Here is a 20,275-nt window from a genome sequence, read left to right as displayed (position 1 = left end):
CCAGCGCCAAAACGCCCCGCCACGACAGTGAACAAGACCCGGCATGCCCCCGGACCGGTGAAAATTCCCTCATTCGGTCGGCTCCCTCCGCCCCTTCGGTGCGACCTGTTCTGCAAAATAACTATGCAGCTTATGCGACAACGAGTCCACGTCGCCCGAATATTTATTTCAATTTGAGCGAATACCTAAGTTCTCGGCAACGCTATTTATTTGCGACTCGGATTCAGGATGTGCGGCCAGCGCCCGGTCACGCGTGCGGCGCGCTTCGCCCAGCCGCCCCATCTGCTGGTAGCTGCGCATCAGCATCACCCACTCGTCCACGCTGCCCCCCTGCGCATCCAGCCGGTTGGCGAGGTTTCGCACCATGCCTTCGGCCATCGACTGCTGCTGGTCGGGAGAGAGGCTGGCCGCTGCCGCCATCTGCTCCTGCGTCGGTCCGCGCGGGCCGGACAAGGCATCGGCAGGCAGCAGGTCGCGCGTGCCCGCGGCACTGGCGATGCGCTGCTCCACCTCGATGTCGTTGATCGCGCCGACCTGCTGGATCGTGCGGACGAGGTCGGTCTCCCACGGCGCGCCCGGGGGCGTATCCGCCAGCAGTGCCAGCCAGTCGGCGATCGCCCCTTCGTGGTCGCCGCCAAGATCCTTCTGCACCGCCATGAAATAGCGTGCGCGTGCGTCGGAGCCATCCAGCGACAGTGCGCGGCGGAAGGCCTCGATGGCGGGGGCGGGCAGCGGCTCGTCGGTGCTGGCCATCACCCGTGCCTCGCCCAGCGAGGACCACAGCACGGCGCTGTCCGGATCGGCCTCCACGGCCTTTTCGTAGGCGGCAGCCGCCTCGTCGAAACGGTTGGCACCGAAATAGGCGAGGCCCAGTTCCTGCCAGGCGACAGGGTTGTCCGGATCGGCCTCGGCCCGCTCCGCCAGTTCCTCCAGTGTCGGGGCGGTGGACATCCCGGCAGCTTCGCCGGCTTCCGGCGCAGTCGTGTCGCCGTCCCCGCCAAGAAAGCGCCAGCCCACAATTCCCGCCAGCACCAATGCTGCCGCAATCGCGGCAATAGTGCCTGTCTTCAAACTGCCCATTTGTGCTGCCCCCCGCGTGCGAAACCAAGAATAGCGCAAGAAAATTTCGCCGCAACCGGCATCGGCTGTTTCCATGCCGTCGCAATTTATGCATAACGCCTGCATCCGGGGGGATTACATGACGCAGGGGCCAGGTGGGGTTCAGGTAGCGATTGTCGGCTCGGGGCCGGCTGGCCTCAGTGCGGCTGCGCACGCGGCGGCCAAGGGGATGAGCCATGTCCTGATCGAGAAGACGGACCACCTTTCCGACACCATCTTCAAGTACCAGAAGGGCAAGCACGTCATGGCGACGCCCAACAACCTGGTGCTGCGCTCCGACCTCGATTTCGAGGCCGGCAAGCGCGAGGCGATCCTGGAAACCTGGGACCGGCAGATCGAGGAAGGCAAGGTCAACGTCCTCTACAATGCCGAGGTCACCGCGATTACCGGGGAGGCGGGCAACTTCACGCTGGAGATGAAGGGGCAGGAGCCGCTCAAGGCCGAATACGTGATCCTGGCCATCGGTACGCAGGGCAACCCCAACCTGCTGCGCATTCCCGGTGCCGAACTGCCGCTGGTGCAATACCAGCTGGACGATCCCACCGAGTATTACGACGAGCATATCACCGTGGTCGGGTCCGGCGATGCCGGGATCGAGAACGCGCTGGGGCTGGCCGCCGATCCGGCGCAGGCCAATGTCGTCTCCATCCTCAACCGCCGCGACAGCTTTGCCCGCGCCAAGGGCGCCAACGTCAAGCTGCTGGAAGAGGCCGAGGCCGATGGCCGCATCTTCGTGCGCCGCGAGACCAGCCCGGCAGAGCTGCGCATGGGCGAACATGGCGGCGAACTGGTGCTGGAAACCCGCGACGGGCAGGAAGTTATCCGCTGCGACCGGGTGATCGCCCGTACGGGTTCCAAGCCGCCGCGCGCCTTTGTCGAGGAAGTGGGCGTCCAGTTCACTAGCGAGGAACGCGACGCCTTCCCCGCGCTGACCCCGACATTCGAGACTACCAAGAACGGCGTGTTCGTGATCGGTGCGTTGGCCGGCTATCCGCTGATCAAGCACTGCATGAACCAGGGCTATGACGTCATCGAGTTCATCTCCGGCAATACCGATCTGAAGCCTGCCGACCAGCCGATCCTGGAAGAGAAGTTCGCCGGCCTGCCGGGCAATCGCTCGGTCGAGGACTGGCTGGAAATCTTCGGCAGCCAGGTGAGAATTTTCGAAGAGCTGTCGCCGCTGCAGTTGCGCGAGCTGATGCTCGATTCCGACGTGCATTACTATGCGCCCGGCGAAGTGGTGTTCACCCGCAACGAGCCGGGTTCGTCGATGTTCGCGATTGCCGAAGGGTCGGTCGCGGTAGAGGTGAACCCGGAGGACCCCTCGATCACCGTGCCGATCGAGCAGGGCTCCATTTTCGGCGAGGTCGGCCTGATTTCCGGCCGCCGGCGCGGCGCGACCATTCGTGCGGCCGAGCCGCTCGTCACCATCGAACTGTCGCGCAATGCCGCGCTGAAGCTGATCGCCACGGTCCCCAGTGCGGGCCGGGCGGTGAACCGCATCACCGTGGAACGGCAGCTGCTGCAGATGTTCCGTTCGGGCCTGACCAAGGAAGACGTCGCCGAGCTGGTCGAGACCGGCGAGGTGATCGACGTGCCGGCGGGCAAGGTGCTGATCGAGGAAGGCGCGGACGACAAGGACATCTACATCATCCGCCGCGGATCGATGATCGTCGAGAAAAGCATCGGCGGTCACCCGGTCTTCCTGTCCTACCTGCCCGCCGGCTCCTACGTCGGCGAAATGGCGGTGATCGACGGGTCCAAGCGCACGGCCACGGTGAAAGCCGCGATCAAGGCCGAAGTGGTGCGCTTCCCGGGCGAGGCCTTCACCCGCGTGCTCGATGCGAACGAGGCGCTGCGCGCCAAGCTGCTGGAAGACATGCGCGGCCGGCGCGAGGTCAACGCCTTCGTCGAAGCGCGCAAGGATAGCTTCGGCAGCGCGGCCGACATGTATTCCGAAACCGCGCAGTTCCTGGTCGACAACGGCATCGGCGAGGCGACCGACGTGCTGCTGATCGACGAGACCCTGTGCGTCGCCTGCGACAATTGCGAGCGCGCCTGCGCCGACAGTCACGAGGGGCTGTCGCGGCTGGATCGCGAGGCGGGCAAGTCCTACGCGCACCTGCACGTGCCGACGTCATGCCGCCACTGCGAGCATCCGCACTGCATGGCCGATTGCCCGCCCAACGCGATCAAGCGCGGCCCCGATGGCGAGGTCTTCATCGACGATACCTGCATCGGCTGCGGCAATTGCCAGCGCAACTGCCCCTATGGTGTGATCCGCATGGATGCGAAGCCGCCGCAGAAGCCATCGCTGCTACAATGGCTGCTGTTCGGTCGCGGGCCGGGACCGGGCGAGGCGAGCTATTCCTGGCGCAAGAGCCATGGCGATCCCGAACAGCCCAAGCAGGCGATCAAGTGCGACATGTGCTCCGGCATCGAAGGCGGTCCGGCCTGCGTGCGCGCCTGTCCCACGGGCGCGGCGATCCGCGTATCGCCTGACAAGTTCCTCACCGTCACCAAGCTGACGGAGGAGGTGGAGTAATGGCGAGCACTCCCGACAACCGTTTCGCTGCCGACGAGGCGCGCCGCAATTCCGATCACATCAGCTTCCTGAAGCATCGCTCGTGGCGCTGGCTGAAGGTCGCGCTGGTGGTGAGCCTGGTCTGCATCGCCAGCTACATGTTGATCGACGTGCAGCCGCGCCACAACGGCGGCAGCTGGTACGGTTATACGCTGGGCACCATCGGCGCCGGGCTGATCGTCTGGCTGGCGCTGCTGGGCATCCGCAAGCGCCGCATGACCGAGGGGCAATGGAGCCTCAAGGCCTGGACCAGCGCGCATGTGTACCTCGGGCTGGCGCTGATCGTGATCGGGACGCTGCACACCGGGTTCCAGCTCGGCTGGAACGTGCACACGCTGGCCTGGGCGCTGATGATCGTGGTCATCGTGTCCGGCATGTACGGCATCGCCGTCTATGCCCTGCTGCCGCAGAAGGTGAGCGAGAACCGCCGCGAGATGACCAAGGCGGAGATGCTGGAGGCGCTGGCCGCCATCGACCGCCAGCTGGAGAACGCCTCGCAGCCGCTCGGGCGGGAGGCGAGCGACCTCGTCATCGCCGCGCTGGAGCAGGATCCATTCGATTTCGGTATCATGACGCGCCTTTCGGGCAACTACCGCAAGTGCCGCACCATCGCCGCGCTCGACACCTTCGGGCCGGGCGGTTCGCACGACGAGGCGACCGACAAGGTGGTGAAGCTGCTGCGCAAGCGTCGCGCCCAGCTCGACCAGATCCGCCGCCAGATGAAGCTGCGCGCACTGCTCGATGTCTGGCTCTACGTGCATGTGCCGGTCACCATCGCGCTGCTTGCCGCGCTGACCGCGCACATCATTTCCGTGTTCTACTACTGGTGAGGGAGGAAGCGCGATGAAGATCCTTGTCCGCAGCATCCAGCTCACCGCCACTGGCCGTGAAATCGTCCGTGATCGCGACGTGGAAGGCGATGTCATCGGCGTCGGCCGCGCCAGTGAGAACGCCATCGCCTTGCCGGACCTGGCGGTGGAACAGCAGCATCTTTCCATCACCCAGACGCCGAGCGGTACCTTGCAAGCCAAGGCCGTCGGCGGCCTCGGTTTCACCCATGACGGGGTGAACACGATGGAGGCCGAGATCGACCCGGCGCGCGGCGGCGAGCTGGGGGTCGGCAGCTATCGGCTGGAGATCGGCCAGGGCGAGGGCGGCGAAGTGCTCGTCACCATTCGCCGGGCGCAGGAAGACGAGGGCGAGGGGCGCGACCAGCTGGCCGGCTTCGGCATTGCCAGCGTGTTGCCCAGTCGCCGCGTGATGAGCTGGACGGCGGTGGTGGCGATCGTCGTCGCCTTCCTGGCCATTCCCATTTTCACCCATCTCACCCGCGAACCCGTCGTCGAGCCGAGCATCGAGGATACCGGCTCGACGCTGATGGATGCGAGCTGGTCCACCGGCGCACTGTCGTCGGTCCACCACGGGCTGGAGGACAATTGCGAGGCTTGTCACACCGAACCTTTCGTGGCGGTGCGCGACGAGACCTGTCTGACCTGTCACGGCGAACTGGCCGACCATGCCGAGCAGGATCGGCTGGTGGCGGGCATGCCCGAATTCTCGGGCGGCGAAGCCTTCCTGTGGAGCGTTGCCCATGCCTTCAACAAACCGGGTCCGGGCGCCTGCACCGACTGCCATACCGAGCACGAGGGCACAGGCCGGATGGAGCCGACCAGCGAGAAGTTCTGCGCCGACTGCCACGAAACGCTGGATACCCGGCTGACCGACACCGCGCTCGGCAACGCCAGCGACTTCGGGCAGGTCCACCCGCAGTTCCAGGCGCTGGTGCGTCCGGCGCGCGGGGCGGAGGAGATCCGCCTGTCGCTGGACACCATCAGCACCGATTTCAACGGGCTGAAGTTCCCGCACGACATGCACCTTTCCACCACCAACGGCGTGGCGCGCATGGCCATGCGGCTGGGCATCAATGCCGGGGGCGGGGCGCTGGAATGCGACGACTGCCACCAGACCACGGCAGACGGCGTCAGCTTCCTGCCGGTGGAGATGGAGGACAGCTGCGAAAGCTGCCACTCGCTGGTGTACGACCGGGTGGGCAACACCTTCCGTTCGCTCAGCCACGGCGATGTCGAGCAGACGCAGGCGGACCTGATGGCCAGCGACCGCAGCCCGCGCCGTCCCGTGGCCAGCGGTCGGCGTCGTCCGGGTCCGTTTGCCGAGGGCGGCCTTTATTATGGCAATTTCAGCCGGGTGATGCCGGGCCGCCTGACGCGCGCCGCACTGGATGACGGCGCGCTGTGTGGCGAGTGCCACTACCCGGCCGACGGGGCCGAGCTGGCCGTGGTGCCGGTGACCCAGCGCAGCCGCTGGTTCCAGCACGGCTGGTTCGATCACGACGCGCACACGCAGGAGGACTGTTCCAGCTGCCACGCGGCGGATACCTCCGACAGCTCCACCGACCTGTTGCTGCCGGATCTCGAATCCTGCCGCGACTGCCATCTGGGGGAAACGGCGCTGGAAGCCGAAGTCCCGTCCAGCTGCGCGATGTGTCACTCCTACCATCCGCCGCAAGGGGTTGATTCCGCACCACACCGTGTTGCAAGCTTGACGCGTCGACGAGAGCAGGAGCCTTGACGCATCCCGCCATGATGTCGGGTTTGCAGGGGGACGGGCCATGCTGATCGCGCAAATGACCGATATCCATATCGGATTCGAGCCGGAAGCACGGCCCGAGGAGTTGAACCGCCAGCGGTTCCGCGCGGTGCTGGAACGGCTGGTGAAGCAGCCCAATCCGATCGACCTCCTGTTGCTGACCGGGGACATTACCGACCGCGGCGACCGCGAGAGTTTCGAGAAGACCGCCGAACTGGTGGCCGACCTGCCCTTTCCGGTGAAGGTGCTGGTGGGCAATCACGACACGCGCGAGGAACTGCTCAACGCCTTCCCCACCACCGAAACCGATGCCGACGGCTTCGTGCAGAGCGCCTGGGTGGCCGAGGGGCTGCTGGTGGTCCTGCTCGATACGCTGGAATTGGGTCGCCACGGCGGCGCCTTCTGCGAGAAGCGGCGCGACTGGCTGAAAGGCGTGCTGGCCGAGCATCCGGACCTGCCCGTGGTCATCTTCATGCACCACCCGCCGGCGATCTCCGGCATCGAGTGGATGGACCCGCATCCCGACGACAAGTGGCTGGCCAATTTCGCCGAGGCGGTTGCCGGCAACGAAGCGCGCATCGAGGCGCTGCATTGCGGACACCTGCACCGCCAGTTCAATGCCCGCTTCCAGGGCATTCCCGTCTGCGTGACGCCGTCGGTCGCGCCGCTGGTGTCGATGGACCTGCGCCCGATCAGCAGCAAGACACCCGATGCCCGCGCCCTGATCACCACCGAGCCGCCGACCTATGCGCTCCACCGCTGGGACGGCACCGCCTTCGTCAGCCATTACGAGCGGGTCTGCGACTGGGACGTGCTGGCCTACTACGGACCGCAGTTGCAGCCGATGATCCGGCACATGGAAGAGGAAAAGGGAAAGGGCTAGTCGCCCTCCGCCATCCTGCGCTGCTTGTGCCGCACCATGGCCGGGCGAGCGAAACCCCACCACAGCGCGTTGAATGCGGCTGAACCCCAGAAGAAGATCGCCTGCTCGTCGATGCCGGGAATGTCCGGCAGCGAGATGAAGCGCGCGTAGACTGCGACGCCGGCCCAGAACCACAGGCCAAGGGCAATGGAAATCACCTTCTCGTGCCGGGCTTCGAACTCGATCACCCTGTCGAGAAGCGCGTTCACAAGCTTGCTGCCTATAGGCCCGGACGCCGCCGCGCCATTACCGGCCCGGCGCCCGGCACCCAGGCGCTCATGTCCGGCTCGTCGCTTACGCGCCAGGGCACACCGGCTTCGTTGAGGAACAGGCGTTCCATCTCCGCACGGTTGAACGGGCGCGAGCCGAGCCGTCCGAAGACTGCCATCTGCCCACCCGTCTCGTCCACGCCGCGATCACGGTCGAGGCCCTTGGAGAGCGAGATCGAGGGTGACTGCGTGCGCGCCCAGGCGATCAGTTCGGGCACCGGCGCCGGGCTGAAGCCATAGTAGTTGCGCTGGCTGTCCGGGCTGGTGAGCTGCAGCACCTTCATGCCGTTTACCCCGTCCGCAACATAGGCGAACAGGCTGGCGTTGGTGGAGGCGACGATCACGTCCTCGACGTCGTTCATCTGCCCGCCGAAAGTCTCCCGCAAGTGGATGCGCGGTTGCAGCGGGCGGGTGACGTCGGCGATCACCAGGCCATCCTGCTTGCCGGCGATGTAGAGATAAGTGCGCGCTATATACATGCGCTGCGCATTGGCGAGCGGGATCGTGCCTTCGGGCCGCGCGACCGGGTTACGCAGATCGGTGACGTCGAACAGCTTCACCCCGTCGGCATCGGTAACCCACAGGTAGCGGAACTGGATGGTCGAGGCGCGCGCATCGGTGAGCGGGCGCACGGCGGACAGCTGCGGGCTGGCCGGGTCCGACAGGTCGACCACCACGAGGCCGGCATCGGCGGTGATGTAGGCCACCTCGCCCGCCAGGTGGATGTGCCGCGCACCGTCCAGCACGCCGTCCGGGTTCCAGGCATCGCTGCCATCGGCCAGCTCCAGCCGGTCGAGATCGTTGTTGCGCAGCTCGCCATCGGCCAGCGTGTCGACGTTGACGAGCACCAGGCCCTCTTCCGCGTCGGTGATCACCGCGTAGGAGTAGATCGGCAGGAACGGCTGTTCCTGGTTCATCGCGCGCATCTGCTCGGTGTTGCGGGTCGGCGCGATGGCCTGGTTGGTCGGCAGCGCCATGCAGGTGGCGTTCTCGGTGCTCACGTGGGTGTCATGCCCCAGCGGGCTGAACGGCGCGGTGATGATGCGCTCGGAGAAGCCCTTGTTGCCGATGCTGGCGATATCATAGACGCGGAAGCCGCCGCGGCCCTCGGCCACGAACATGTATTCGCCGCGCATCTGCAGGCAGCCGACGCGGTCGCGCGTGCCTTCGTGCACGTTGGCGAATTCCTCCACCGCACGGGTTTCGCCCGACAGGTCGCCGTCGAAGAACTGGCCGCGCGTCCAGTCGCGCAGCTCGCGGTTACCTTCCTCCACGAACTGGCGGTAGTAATCGGGATAGGCATAACGGTGAAGGTAGGAGCCCAGCACGGCCTGCGGCTCTTCCCATTCGGTGACGCGGACCGCCTCGAACCCGCCTTCGAGGCCGGTCCAGGCATTGGCGCCCACGAAGTTCACGAAATTGGTGCCGAGCAGCAGCAGCTGCGCCATGATGGCGTTGTTGTTTTCCGCCTCGGAGAGGTGGCAGTCCGAACAGGTCTTGGTCTCGGTCAGCCGCACCGTATGCGGGAAGTGCGGCGCGAAGGCCTGCGAGGAGAAGCCCGAAGAGGCGATCGGCGGCTGCTGGATGTAGATACGCTCGCGGTTGATGTTGGTGGAGCTGAGCACCAGTGCGCTGGTCGAGCGGATCGGGGCGATCTGGTTGCCCTTGGTGCTCTGGTGGATGCCCAGCTGGAACATCTCGTCGCGCGCCACCTGCGGATTGTAGGTGGCGAAGTTGCGGGTGGTCTCCCCGTCATAGCGGTGCACTTCGCTCTGCCAGTTGGCCTCGATCGGCAGGTGGCAACCACCGCAGCTGGTGGTCCACGAGAGGTGGCAGGTGAAGCAGGCCATTTCCTCGTCGCCGTGCGCGCGGTCGGCCGGTTCGATGCCGGGGCCGAAGGCGAACGTATCGGTATCGCGGCTCATCAGCTTGGCGCGGGCGGACAGGGCGTTGAAGTCGGGCGCTGCCGGATCGACGCTGTCGCGCACCAGGCTGACTTCCCATTCCAGCTCCGGATCGATGATCGACCGCTGGATCAGCGTGCGGCGGCCGGTGTCCTCGTCCTCGCGCCATTCGAAGCGGCGGCGACCGTCGGGATTGCGCAGCAGGGTCAGGTCGTGCCCGCCCGGAGGGGCGGCGGGGCCGGAAGTGCGCAGCGTGGGATAGTCGTCCGCCGTGCCGTGGCAGTCCTTGCAGCCGATCTCGATGGCATTGGCGACTTCGCCGTAGATCAGGCCGCTGCCATGGCTGTCCTGCGCATAGTGGCAGTCGGCGCACTGCATGCCGTTCTCGGCGTGGATGCTCATCATGTGTACGGCGACGCCGGGATTGTTGGTGCCGTTCTGGGCCGGGTCGGTCTCGACCTCGACGAACTGTCCCTCGCCATCGCGGCGGAAGCGCTGGCGCCAGCGTTCGTTGTGATAGGCGAATTGCTCGGGCGTATCCGTTTCCGGATCGCCGGGACGCAGGATTTCACCATCGGCATCCAGAAGGTTGCCTTCGCGGTCACGCTTGAAGATGCCGCGGAAGTTCCACCCGTGGCCGTGGTAATCGGCGAACTGCGTGTGCTCCAGATCGTCGTTGAGATCGTAGACATTGCGCAGGAAATCGATGTCCGCCCACAGGCCGCGCGGGCTCGCGCCTTCGGGGTTGCGATCGAGCACGGCGCGCACTTCCTCTGCCGTGGGATAGCGCTGCTGCAGATAGGTGCTCTGGTATTCCTCGTCGCTCATCCCCTCGGGGCGCGGGGTGCGGTTTTCCGGACCCGGCCACATGAAGGGCGCGTCGCTCTCGTAATCCCACATGGTGTAGCCGAGGTACGAGTTCAGGAAGATGTTCGGCTGGTGCATGTGACAGTTCATGCACTGCGCGGTCGGGATGGCGCGGGTGAAGACGTGCTGCAGCGGGTGGCCGCGCTCGCGATCCTCCATCGGTACGCCGCCGTCGTGGCCGTCGCCATGATCGTCGCCATGATGCCCGCCATCACCGGGCTGGATCAGTCCGCCATGGCCGCTGTCGGCGTAGGCGTGATCGTCACCGTGGTGTTCCTGCGTCTGGCTGTTGATCGTCGGGTCGGCCGTGATGGTCTGCCCGTCGCGGCCATATTGCGCATAGGTCAGCGAGTGGCGGTATTCGCGGTCGTTGGCATAGACCACGTGGCAGCTGGCGCAGCCCGAATGGCGATAGTCACCCGGCTGGTCGTTCGTGCCCATGAACCAGGTGAACGGGTCGTTGAGGCGGGTCTTGTGGATGTTGAGCACCGGGATCGCGGCGCGCAGGCCGGTACCCGGGCCACGGTTCGACTGGCGCAGGTCGGGCCGGCCCGGTTCCTCCAGGCGCTGCACCTGCCCGGTCGGGTTGGGGATGCCGATTTCCGGGAACTGCGAGTTGATCGTGCGGCCGCCGCGCTCGAACACGCGGAAGACGTCGGCCGGCGGCACCACCTGCCAGGTGGGCAGGGGGTAGAGTGCGCCGAGCGCACCGCGCGCCTGCTGTTCCGGCGTCACGGTGCCGAACGGTTCGCCGGGGCTCAGGATGACGGCCGCCTCGCCTTCGCGGGTGTAGGCTTCGCCGACCACGTAATTCTTGAATGGCAGGATGCCGTTATTATAGGCCGCGCCGCCCCACAGCATGGCACCGGTCGCCATCAGCGAGCGTTCGGCCGCCTCGATCACCTGGATATGGCAGGCCCCGCAAGCCTCGCGCGCCACGCGATAGTCCGAGGGGTTCACGAAGCGGACGAATTCGGGCGCCTCGCGGTTCAGCAGCGAATAGGACCGCTCGGGATTGGCCGACGACGGATAGTGCCAGCTGTCGGGATAGGTCGGCAGCACGTGCGCGGCATCGCGCGCGGCGACATAGTCGGGATGCTCGAAGCCCAGGTCCGGGTTGCCGGCCACGTTCTCGTTGCCGCCGTGGCAATCGGTACAGCCCAGCACCACCGCGTCGGATGCGTGCATGGTGGACAGCAGCGGCGTGTGTTCCAGCCCGGTCTCCACCGGGGCATCGGAAGTGGCATGGCAGGTGAGGCAGCCTTCGGACTTGTCGACCGCCTGCTGCCAGCTCTGGTTCTGCGGTGCCGGGTCGGCGATCACGCCGGCGCCCTCGTAATCGCGGTAGACGGCGGTTTCGTATCCACCCGCGGCCAGCAGCGATCCTGCCCCCAGCAGTGCGGCGCCCGCGGCGAAAGCGGCGGGGATCACATGGCGCAAGGGCCGATGGGGCGAAAACCGTTTCAGCATCAGTATGTCAGCACCGCATTGGCCAGCACCGAGTAGTACACCCGGTCCTGCCCCAGATTGTCGAACAGGTCGCGAAAGCCGTCACCCGCCACCAGCGCGGCGGCGGAGAGGCGGAAGACGAGGTTCTGGTTGGCGTTGGGCCGCCAGATGGCCGAGGCCGAGACGTCGAAGCCGATATCCTCGGGGATCGAGCCTTCGACGCGGAGCGTTTCCAGCACGCTGGTATCCTCGAACCAGAGATGGTTGGCATTGGCCGATACGCGCACTTCGGGCGACAGGTCGAAATCGGCGCCCACGCCGGTCAGGATCAGGCCGGGGTTGTTGAAGTTGGACTGTCCCTGCTCCTTCGAGGAGCGCAGCGAGTTGAGGATGCCGTTGCGGCCATTGACGCTGATCACGCGGCCACCACCGGCAAAGGGGATGGTCTGTCGGATCCAGTAACTGGTATCGGCCCCGGCGAAGATCGGGTTCTCGAAAATCGCGTCGAAGCCGCCCTCGACGTTGTCGAACGGATCGGAATCCCCGCTGGCGTAGAGGCCCGACAGGCGGAAGCGCATCCAGTCGCGGTCGTAGCTGAGCTCCGCCGCGCCGAAATAGGCGCGGATGTCGGCGGGCTGGTCGGTGAAGAAGCTGTTCCGGTCTTCCCCGAAGGCGCCGTAGATGCTGGCGGAAAGGTTGATGCGGCCAATGCGGCCATCGGCGTTGTAGCCGACATAGAGCACGTCGTAGTCGCGCCCGCGCAAGGTGCCGAGCAGGGCGGGACGCACCGGGAAACCGTTGTCGTCGATCTCCACGTCGTCGCCTTCGCGGTTCATGTTGTAGACCAGCGTGAACTGGCTCGTCAGCGCCGGGATCAGGAAATCCTGGCGATAGGCATTGGCGACGAAGACCCAGTCGCTGCGCGGGGTCTGCACCACCGAGTTGAGGCCGGAATTGGTGTCCTTCTCCAGCCGCCAGAAGGCGCCGAGGTTGTACTGGAAGCGATTGTTGTCGCGGGTGCCGAAGAAGCGGATGCCCAACTGGCTGTCGTTGAACAGGAAGCCGCGGAAATCGGCCTGGAACGGCTGGATGCCGATGCGGAAGCTGTCGAAGTCGTACCGCTCGCTGGTGTTGCGGATGTGGTAGTCGAAGAAGGCTTCCTGCACCCCCAGGAAATGGTCGGTGCGGTTGGACGCGCGGCTCGGCTCGACCAACAGTACGCGGCGTTCGGGCACGTCGACATGGTTGATGTTGTAGGCCAGCGTTACGCGGTACTCGACGTCGGGCGGCTTGTAGGCGGTGGAACCCTTGATCAGCGCGAAACCGGCGATGAAGGTCTGGCTGAAGACCGGCGAGAAATCGCTGCCGAAGACATCCAGCCGCTGCGGGTCTTCGGTGGTCTGCACGCCGACCGGGATCGGGAAGGTGCGCGGCTCGATGACGGTGTCGGAAACGGCGTTGACGACGAAGAACCAGTCGTTGCCTTGCAGGCCAAGGAAGCGCGGCGTCCAGCACTCCGCGCTGCCGACCGGATATTCCACGTCATCGGGATTGTAGGTGCGACCCTCGGCGGCGGCGGCGGCGCGCTCTGCCTCTTCCGCGTCATGGCGCATGGCCGCGCGGCGGGCGCGCTCTTCCGCCGAATTGATGCAGATCGGGCGGTCACCCTTGTAGGTGTTCTGATGATAGGGATCGAAATCGCCGGAGTTGATGATGCTGTCGACGCCGGGGCCCAGCACCGGGGCGAGCGTCTGCATCAGGCGCCAGCGGTCAGGCACCGGGATCTGGTCGGCCAGGTCGGGAAAGGCCGTGGGCGGCGGTGCGCGCACCGCGCCTTCGTTTACCTGCGTCACCGGATCGGGCAGTTCGCCCGTGTAACCGGGGCGACGGCGGCCATCGATGATGTCCGGGTCGACCGGTTCGGCCGGATCGACCTGGGTGCCAAGTCCGCCGTCGGGACGGGTCTGGCCAGTCTCCTGCTGCGGCACGTCCTCGGCCGGCTGCATCTGCGGCTGGCCGGCCACCATGACCATCAGGAGGGGAAGGGCAGTGCTGCTCATAGCCCCTCGCAGACGTTCTGCGCCGGATCGTCGAGGAACGGCGCGAAGGGGCAGCTGACATAGCGCAGCCGCGTGGTGGTGCCGCCGGTCTGCACTTCGATCTGGTCAGCGCGAATGGCCGGTCGGGCATTGCCGATGCCGGTGTTCAGCCGCACGCCTGCGTTGTGCAGGCCAAGGAAGCTGACCATGTCATCCTGGTCGATGCCGTCGCCCGAAACGCCGATGCCGCCCACCAGCACGTCGCCACGATAGATCGGCACGCTGCCCGGGAAGATCTGGATGCCGTTGGCGATGCGCGGAGAGCCGGAGGGCGAATTGGGCAGCGCCGTACAGCCACGCTGCGTATCCGGGTTGGCACCGGCGGTGAAGAAAACGTGCTCGACGATGTTTGCCAGCACAAGGTCGGTCTGCAGGCCGACCATGAAGGGGCTGAAGGTGTCAGAGACCTCGACCGAGAGCGGACCCGGCGGACGACCCACTTCGCCATCGGGGAAGTAGGGGCGCGAGAGGTTACCGCCCGAACGGTCGGCAAAGGCATGGGTGCCCGTCAGCGCGTTCGGGTTGTTCAGGAACAGCCGCACCCGGTCGACATAGGCGGCGATATCGCCACCGGCGGCCTGCATCTGCGCGGCGGCGACCGGGTTGGAGAAGAAGGTAGCGGTGCGCGCCTTCTGCAAGGACACGTCGATGCCGAACAGCGGCCCGTCGGCGGAACGCACGATGCCGAGGATTTCGCCATGGGTGTCGACCACGCTGATGCTCGCCTGCATGCGCGAATCTAGCGGACGGCGGATCTGCGCGCGGGCGCGCGTGAGCACGGCGAAGGCCTCTTCCACGATGGCGCGCACTTCCGCCTGCGTCAGCGGCTGCGCCACGCTGGCGCCATCGGTGCCGCCGCGGATCGGATAGCGCGGATTGCCGTTGCCATCGTCGAGCACGAAGGCGCCCGCACCCGAAAACTCGGCTGCGGTGGCAGCGCGCAGGCCCGATGCCTGGGTGCCGTAAGCCGTGCCCGCCAGCAGCGCACCGCCGTTGTAGTAGCCGGTTACCGGGATGAGATCGCCGGCCGTGCCGTTGATCGCGGCAAAGTTGCCGCCGCCTGCGCCGGGATCGGTCGGAACGTCGGTGAAGCGCAGGCTGGTGCCGTCGACGAAGATGCGATTGGCGCGAATGTCGGTCGGCGCCATGAAGCCCTGCGCCCCGGCGATGGCAATCGCTTCCTCGGCGTCGCTCTCGACGTCGAGGATATTGGAATCGAAGCCGTAGTCGCCATCACCCATGATGCCGATACCGCCCACGACGACGCCGTTCTTGTACAGCGGGATGCCGCCCGGATCGGCGGCGAGGCCCAGCGGCGAGCGCTTGGGGCCGATCATGCCGTCGCCGAAACGGGCCGAGAGGTCCGAGCAGGGCAGCTGGCTGAACTGCACGCCGAACAGCGGACCGCTTTCCAGCCCCACCGTGGTCGGCGCGGGCGGGAAGTGCTCCTGCACGATCTGGCTGGCCGTGCGGGTGGTGAAGGCATTGCCGCCACTGGAAAGGTAGGCCCCGGTCACCGCCTTGGCGATGGAGGCGAGCTGGGCGGGGACTTCCACGCCCTGCAGGCCGAAGGTCTGGCCTGCCGGCAGGTCCGCCCCGATACGCTCACGACTGACCAGCGCGGTCGGGCTGGCGCCGTTCATGCGGAACACGGCGAGCACGTTGCCCACCCGGTCCACCACGGTGATGATCGAGGGCAGGTTGCGCATCTGCGCTTCGGCCACCGCCTGTGCGATGATCGTGCCGACATCTGCCGTGGTCAGTGCTTCCTGCGCCGGCGCGGGGAACGGATTGCCCGTGGTCGGCGGCGGAGCAGGTGCCGGCGTGGGCGTCGGCGTATTGCCGGTATTGCCGCCCGACGATCCGCCTCCCCCGCAGGATGCGAGGACCAGCGCGCTCGCTGCAAGAAGTGCCGTTGCCCCCCTGACGCGCATTACCGCAGCCGTCCGATCGCGTTGACGGCGCTGCCCAGCGCTTCGCGGAAGGCCGCCGGACGATAGCCGCCCGGGCTCGCCACCGCCGCATAGGCGCGGTTGATATTGGCGCGGATGCCTGCCGCGGCGCCGAGCGTGACGCGGCCGTCGCTGACCATCGCGTTGAGCAGCGTATCGACCGCCATCACCGCCTGCACGCTGCCTGCGTAATCGGTGAAGCGCGGCGCGGTGGCGTCGCTGCCGATCCGCTCGATCACGGCGAAGGCATCGTTGTTGCCGAAGCTGCGTGCCGCCAGTGCGTTGGACAGCGCCAGCGCTTCGGTACGCAAGGCAATCGCCGCTGCCTGCGCTTCGGGGCGACCCTGGTCCATCGCGTCGTGGAAGCCGCGCGCGGCGCTGCGGAAGGCTTCCGCACGGGACGGGGCGAGCGCATCGGCCACGCTGGAAAGCATGATGATGTTCTCGTCATTGAAGGGCGGCTGGCCGAAGGTGATCGGACGCGCGGGGTTGGTCTCGAAGGTCAGGCGGCGGTCCGGCCCGTCGGTGATCGCGCGGTGGCAGCTGTGGCAGTCGTAGAAATACAGCTGCGGGAAGACCCCCTCGGTGCCGTAGTCGGGCCGCGCGAACAGGTCCGTCGCGCGCGCCACCGCCTCGGCCTGGCCGACGGCCCAGAGCCGCACCGAATCCGGGCGACCCTTGCGCTGGACATAGTCGTCGTCGACGTCGTGGTGCTGCTGGAACGAGCTGAACAGGTCGAGCTCGAAGGTGATGCGCGGGTGGCCGGCGGCCATCATCGCATGGGTGACGAACTGCCCGCGATCGGTGCTGCCGTAATGACAGTCGAGGCAGACGCGGGCGCGTTCCTGCGGCTGTTCCAGCGGGGTCAGGCCGTTGCGGACGTTGTTCGGATGCGTACCCTGCACTTCATAGTGGGAGTCGATCCAGCCGATGGCCGCACCGTGGCAGCTTTCGCAACCGACGCCGTCGTCCAGCTGGAATTTCGGCCCGCGCTGGCTGACCGGCGCGAAGGTGGCGTGGCAGCCGTAGCAGTTCTCCGCCTCCTGCTGGGCGTTGTAGCCAAGCGAGGCGACAATCTGGCGCCCGCGGCGGTTATGCAGGACATTGTAGGCGCGGCTGTGCGCCCCGCTGACGGCCGAAGGGCTTTGCCAGGTGGCAATCTCGTCCTGTCGCACGATGGCGCCATTGCCTTCGGAGCGGCCGTGGCAGGTGGAGCCCGCGCAGGAAGCGACGCCGGTGAAGCTGTAGGAATTCTGCGCCTGCAGGGGTTCGCTGCCGGTCAGTCCCAAGGCGACGGCAGCAATCGCGCCGCTGGTGATCCCCAGGGCCGGCAGCACGCGCTTGGCATGGCGAGCGACAGCATGGCGCATGCCGTCGATGGCACTCCTCACGCGTGAACCCATGGCGTGTACCCCCCTCCAAATTTCCCTGCCGGCTGCCCCCGCTGCCGACTTCGCCACCGCGTCCGGTCCCTTCCCGGACTGCGGCGGAACCCCCTTATCCTAGCCGCCGGTCTGGGCGGCCGCCACAATCTGGCTGAGCTGCGCGGTGCAACCGTTCGAAATGAATGCCTGCGCCAGCGCTTCCGGATTGTCCTCCGGAACGTCCGTCAGCTGCACGAAGGTCACCTGTACGTCCTCACCCTCGGCCTCGCTGCCGATGGTGTAGGTCGCCCCGTCGCGCAGCTGCAGCGCGGAATCCCAGCGCGCGAGCATTTCGTTGGCGGGGAAGGTGACATTCACTGCCTCTTCCGGCGAGCCGGAAGGCGCGATGGTGTACATGGCTTCCTGCGAACGGTCGCCGCCGCGATAGAGGTTCACGCGGTCGATGTTCGACAGGCAGACGGTGCCGGGAACGGCGACGTCGACGTAGAAGATGTTCGGGTTGGATGCCGGCGTGCCGTCATCGACACCGCGGACCGCACCCGTTCGCGCCCGGCTGGCGGCGCGGCGCGTGGTGAGCGCGGACAGCGCGACGTTGTCGGAACTGGCCCCGCCACGCTGGGCAAGGATGAAAGTGCCGGGGCCGCGCAGCACGCGTGTGCGCCCGCCGTCGAGCACGGTCACGCTGTCACCCGCGCGCAAGGAAATGCGCTGCGTATCGCTGACCTGGGTGCCGACAGGATAGGTGCTGGCAGACGGTCCACTGGAGGCGACAACCGTGCCCGCCTCTACAGCTTGAGGGGCCAGCGCAAGGGCGAGAGTACCCGCCACGATTGCCAAGCCGAACTTGCTAACCGGGGACATTGTTCTGATTCCTCCACCACCTGTGCGCGAGGTTGTAACAAAATGCGACAGCGCTTGTCAGCCGCTTAAACAAAATTTTGTTGCGCGCGCTTGGCGATATTTGTCCGCGACCTGCTGAATTCACCCTGACAGTACGGTTCAGGGCCGGCATTACTTTGAGCCCAGCACATGGGCGCCGGCCTCATTCAGATCGTGACTGCGAGCAAGCAGCGCCTGCAGCGCCTCGTCTTCGGGATGGCGTGCAGCGATTTCCTGCAACATTTCCAGACCCTTGTCACGATCGGTGTCGAGCAGCTCGTTGGCCTTGGCCAGCGCCTTGCGGTCGGCTTCGGGAAAGTCGGGTGCGGGCTCGTAGAGGTCGACCGGGCTAGACCGGCCCGACAGCACCACGCGGCCCATGCGCCGCCACCAGTCGAGGCCGGAGCGAGTGGCAAACTCGCCGGTCGCCATGATCGAGCTCTTGAAGGCCTTGTTGCCCGACTCCATCCGCGCGGCGGTGTTCATCGAGTCGCCCAGCGCGGTGTACTGGATGCGGTTCTCGCCGCCGAAGTTGCCGACGACCGCCTCGCCGAAATGCAGGCCGACGCGGGTCTTGCCGATTTTCGGCAGGGTCGGGTCCATCTCCTCCACTTCCTTGCGGAAGGCCTCGCCCGCTTGCCAGATGGCATAGCCACAGCGCGCGGCGCGCTCGCCATCGTCGGGCCGGCTGATCGGCGCGCCCCAGAAGGCCACCACCGCATCGCCGATGAACTTGTCGAGGATGCCGCCGTGCTCCAGCACCACGTCGGAGAGCATCTCGAGGTAGCGGTTGAGCAGCTTGGCGACCATTTCCGGCGCGATGGCGTGGCTCATCTTGGTGAAGCCTTCGAGGTCGGAGAACAGCACGTAGATCTCGCGCTTCTCGCCGCCCAGGCTGAGCAGTTCGGGCTTCTCGATGATCTCGTCGGCGATGCTTTGCGGCAGGTACTTGCCGAGCGCGCCTTGCGCGAACTGCCGCTGCACCGCCGTTGCCGCGCGCGCCGCGCTGGTCACGCCGGTGAAGGCCACCACCCAGCCCAGCGCCGGGCCGAAGGCAGGAAAGCCGTGCGTGTCCACTCCGTGCGCGTGGAGGAAGAAGGGCAGGCCGATGAAGATGGCGACCTGTGCCACCAGCAGCGGCACCACGCGCCAGCTCTTCAATTCCAGCAGCGCCGTGAGCGCGGCGGCGACCACGGTGAGGAAGGCAAGCGCCCAGACCGCCCAGTCGTCGACCTGCTTCAGCCGCACGCCGTCGAGCATTTGGGCGATGGTGTCGGCGTGGATCTCCATCCCTGCCGGATTGACCGAGCGTCCACCCTGTTCGGTCCAGGGATCGTTGAAGGCGGAAAAGGGTGTGAGCGCGCGGTCATAGTCGACGATGTCGCCGCCGATCAGGACGTAGCGCCCCTCCACCACCGAAGCGAGCCCGGGGGCAATGTCCGGATTGGCGAACAGGTCGATGGTGAGGACGGTATAGTTGGGAACGCCATAGGTCGGCTCTTCGCCCAGGGCAGGATCGCCATAGACCGCCGGCAGGCGGTAGCGGATCGCCCCTTCATAGCCTTCGAACTGCTCCACGGCCGGTTCGCCCGCTGCCATCAGCATGGAGCGGCCCAGCAGCGGCGGAATGCCTTCCTCGATGGTGGGAAATAGCCGGGTGACCCCCGAAGTGGCGGTCAACCGGACGCTTGCCGGACCCGAATTGGTGCCCTCCAGCTCGGCCATGAAGGCATCCAGATATTGCTGCTGGTCGTAGATGATATCCAGCTCGTTGGTCTCAGTCTCAGCATAGGCGACGCGGGTCGGCGTCTGCATGTTCTGCAGCGTTTCGAGCAGCTGCGCATCTTCCGACTGCGGCTGGTCGAACAGGATATCGATGCCGATCGCTTTCGCGCCCATCTGATCGATGTTCGCCAGCGCATCGGCCAGCAGGCCGCGATCGAGCGGGGAGCGTTTTTCCAGCTGGATCAGCGTCTGGTCGTTGTAGACGACCATCAGGATGCGCTCGTCCTGCTCCACCTGCTCGGCCAGCGAATAGGCGCGGTAATCGTAGAGCGCGCGCTCGGCGGTGTCGGTGAAGGGCAGCGACCAGCTGAAGCGTGCCAATAGCAGGGCGACGATCAGCAGCATCGCGGTAATAAGCAGGCGACGCGGACCGGCCTCGCCGACCTTTCTCCAGCCAGCGGTAAACAGCCGCATCGAGCGTGGTTCCGACAAAGTAAAATCCCCCCTGCGCCGA

12 protein-coding genes are annotated in these 20,275 nt (G+C 66.4%); 4 read left to right on the top strand and 8 right to left on the bottom strand.

What is annotated here, in order from left to right:
• Nucleotides 1-168 precede the first annotated feature (168 nt).
• Entirely contained in the window at nucleotides 169-1,080 is a 912-nt protein-coding gene (locus tag OZN62_RS07735; protein WP_269098972.1) for a tetratricopeptide repeat protein, read from the bottom strand.
• 118 nt (nucleotides 1,081-1,198) lie between these two features.
• Between OZN62_RS07735 and OZN62_RS07730 the strand changes: the two genes are divergently transcribed.
• The 4 genes from OZN62_RS07730 to OZN62_RS07715 are packed head-to-tail and all read left to right on the top strand — an operon-like array spanning nucleotide 1,199 to nucleotide 7,193.
• The gene (locus tag OZN62_RS07730; RefSeq protein ID WP_269098971.1) at nucleotides 1,199-3,664 is read left to right on the top strand and encodes an NAD(P)-binding domain-containing protein; all 2,466 of its coding nucleotides are present in this window, start codon (nucleotides 1,199-1,201) and stop codon (nucleotides 3,662-3,664) included.
• Complete coding sequence (locus tag OZN62_RS07725) at nucleotides 3,664-4,533, top strand: hypothetical protein (RefSeq protein WP_269098970.1); 870 nt, start codon at nucleotides 3,664-3,666, stop codon at nucleotides 4,531-4,533. Before OZN62_RS07730 ends, OZN62_RS07725 begins: the two co-directional genes overlap by 1 nt.
• A 13-nt stretch (nucleotides 4,534-4,546) precedes the next feature.
• Nucleotides 4,547-6,292 carry a cytochrome c3 family protein gene (locus tag OZN62_RS07720; RefSeq protein ID WP_269098969.1) on the top strand — a complete coding sequence of 582 codons (1,746 nt, stop codon included), beginning with the start codon at nucleotides 4,547-4,549 and terminating at the stop codon, nucleotides 6,290-6,292.
• 40 nt (nucleotides 6,293-6,332) lie between these two features.
• A complete protein-coding gene (locus tag OZN62_RS07715) occupies nucleotides 6,333-7,193 on the top strand; it encodes a phosphodiesterase (protein WP_269098968.1) in 861 nt (286 codons plus the stop codon).
• On the opposite strand, the gene OZN62_RS07710 is transcribed toward OZN62_RS07715, so the two are convergent.
• The 7 genes from OZN62_RS07710 to OZN62_RS07680 all read right to left on the bottom strand — a co-directional run bounded on the left by OZN62_RS07710 (nucleotide 7,190) and on the right by OZN62_RS07680 (nucleotide 20,235).
• The gene (locus OZN62_RS07710; RefSeq protein WP_269098967.1) at nucleotides 7,190-7,441 is read right to left on the bottom strand and encodes a hypothetical protein; all 252 of its coding nucleotides are present in this window, start codon (nucleotides 7,439-7,441) and stop codon (nucleotides 7,190-7,192) included. The genes OZN62_RS07715 and OZN62_RS07710 overlap by 4 nt on opposite strands.
• Nucleotides 7,442-7,452: 11 nt before the next feature.
• Complete coding sequence (locus tag OZN62_RS07705; protein WP_269098964.1) at nucleotides 7,453-11,742, bottom strand: LVIVD repeat-containing protein; 4,290 nt, start codon at nucleotides 11,740-11,742, stop codon at nucleotides 7,453-7,455.
• Complete coding sequence (locus tag OZN62_RS07700) at nucleotides 11,742-13,754, bottom strand: hypothetical protein (protein WP_442864399.1); 2,013 nt, start codon at nucleotides 13,752-13,754, stop codon at nucleotides 11,742-11,744. Before OZN62_RS07700 ends, OZN62_RS07705 begins: the two co-directional genes overlap by 1 nt.
• A gap of 23 nt (nucleotides 13,755-13,777) precedes the next feature.
• Complete coding sequence (locus tag OZN62_RS07695) at nucleotides 13,778-15,754, bottom strand: heme-binding protein (RefSeq protein WP_269098960.1); 1,977 nt, start codon at nucleotides 15,752-15,754, stop codon at nucleotides 13,778-13,780.
• Complete coding sequence (locus tag OZN62_RS07690; RefSeq protein WP_269098959.1) at nucleotides 15,754-17,175, bottom strand: multiheme c-type cytochrome; 1,422 nt, start codon at nucleotides 17,173-17,175, stop codon at nucleotides 15,754-15,756. The genes OZN62_RS07695 and OZN62_RS07690 overlap by 1 nt, the downstream gene beginning before the upstream one ends.
• Nucleotides 17,176-17,274: 99 nt before the next feature.
• Nucleotides 17,275-18,018 carry a hypothetical protein gene (locus OZN62_RS07685; RefSeq protein WP_269098958.1) on the bottom strand — a complete coding sequence of 248 codons (744 nt, stop codon included), beginning with the start codon at nucleotides 18,016-18,018 and terminating at the stop codon, nucleotides 17,275-17,277.
• Between the two features lie 150 nt (nucleotides 18,019-18,168).
• Nucleotides 18,169-20,235: an adenylate/guanylate cyclase domain-containing protein gene (locus OZN62_RS07680; protein WP_269098957.1), complete on the bottom strand. Its 2,067-nt coding sequence runs from the start codon at nucleotides 20,233-20,235 to the stop codon at nucleotides 18,169-18,171.
• Between the last annotated feature and the right edge of the window lie 40 nt (nucleotides 20,236-20,275).

Source organism: Aurantiacibacter sp. MUD11, assembly GCF_026967575.1.
Taxonomy (GTDB): domain Bacteria; phylum Pseudomonadota; class Alphaproteobacteria; order Sphingomonadales; family Sphingomonadaceae; genus Alteraurantiacibacter.
This window is presented reverse-complemented; position numbering and strand designations above follow the sequence as displayed.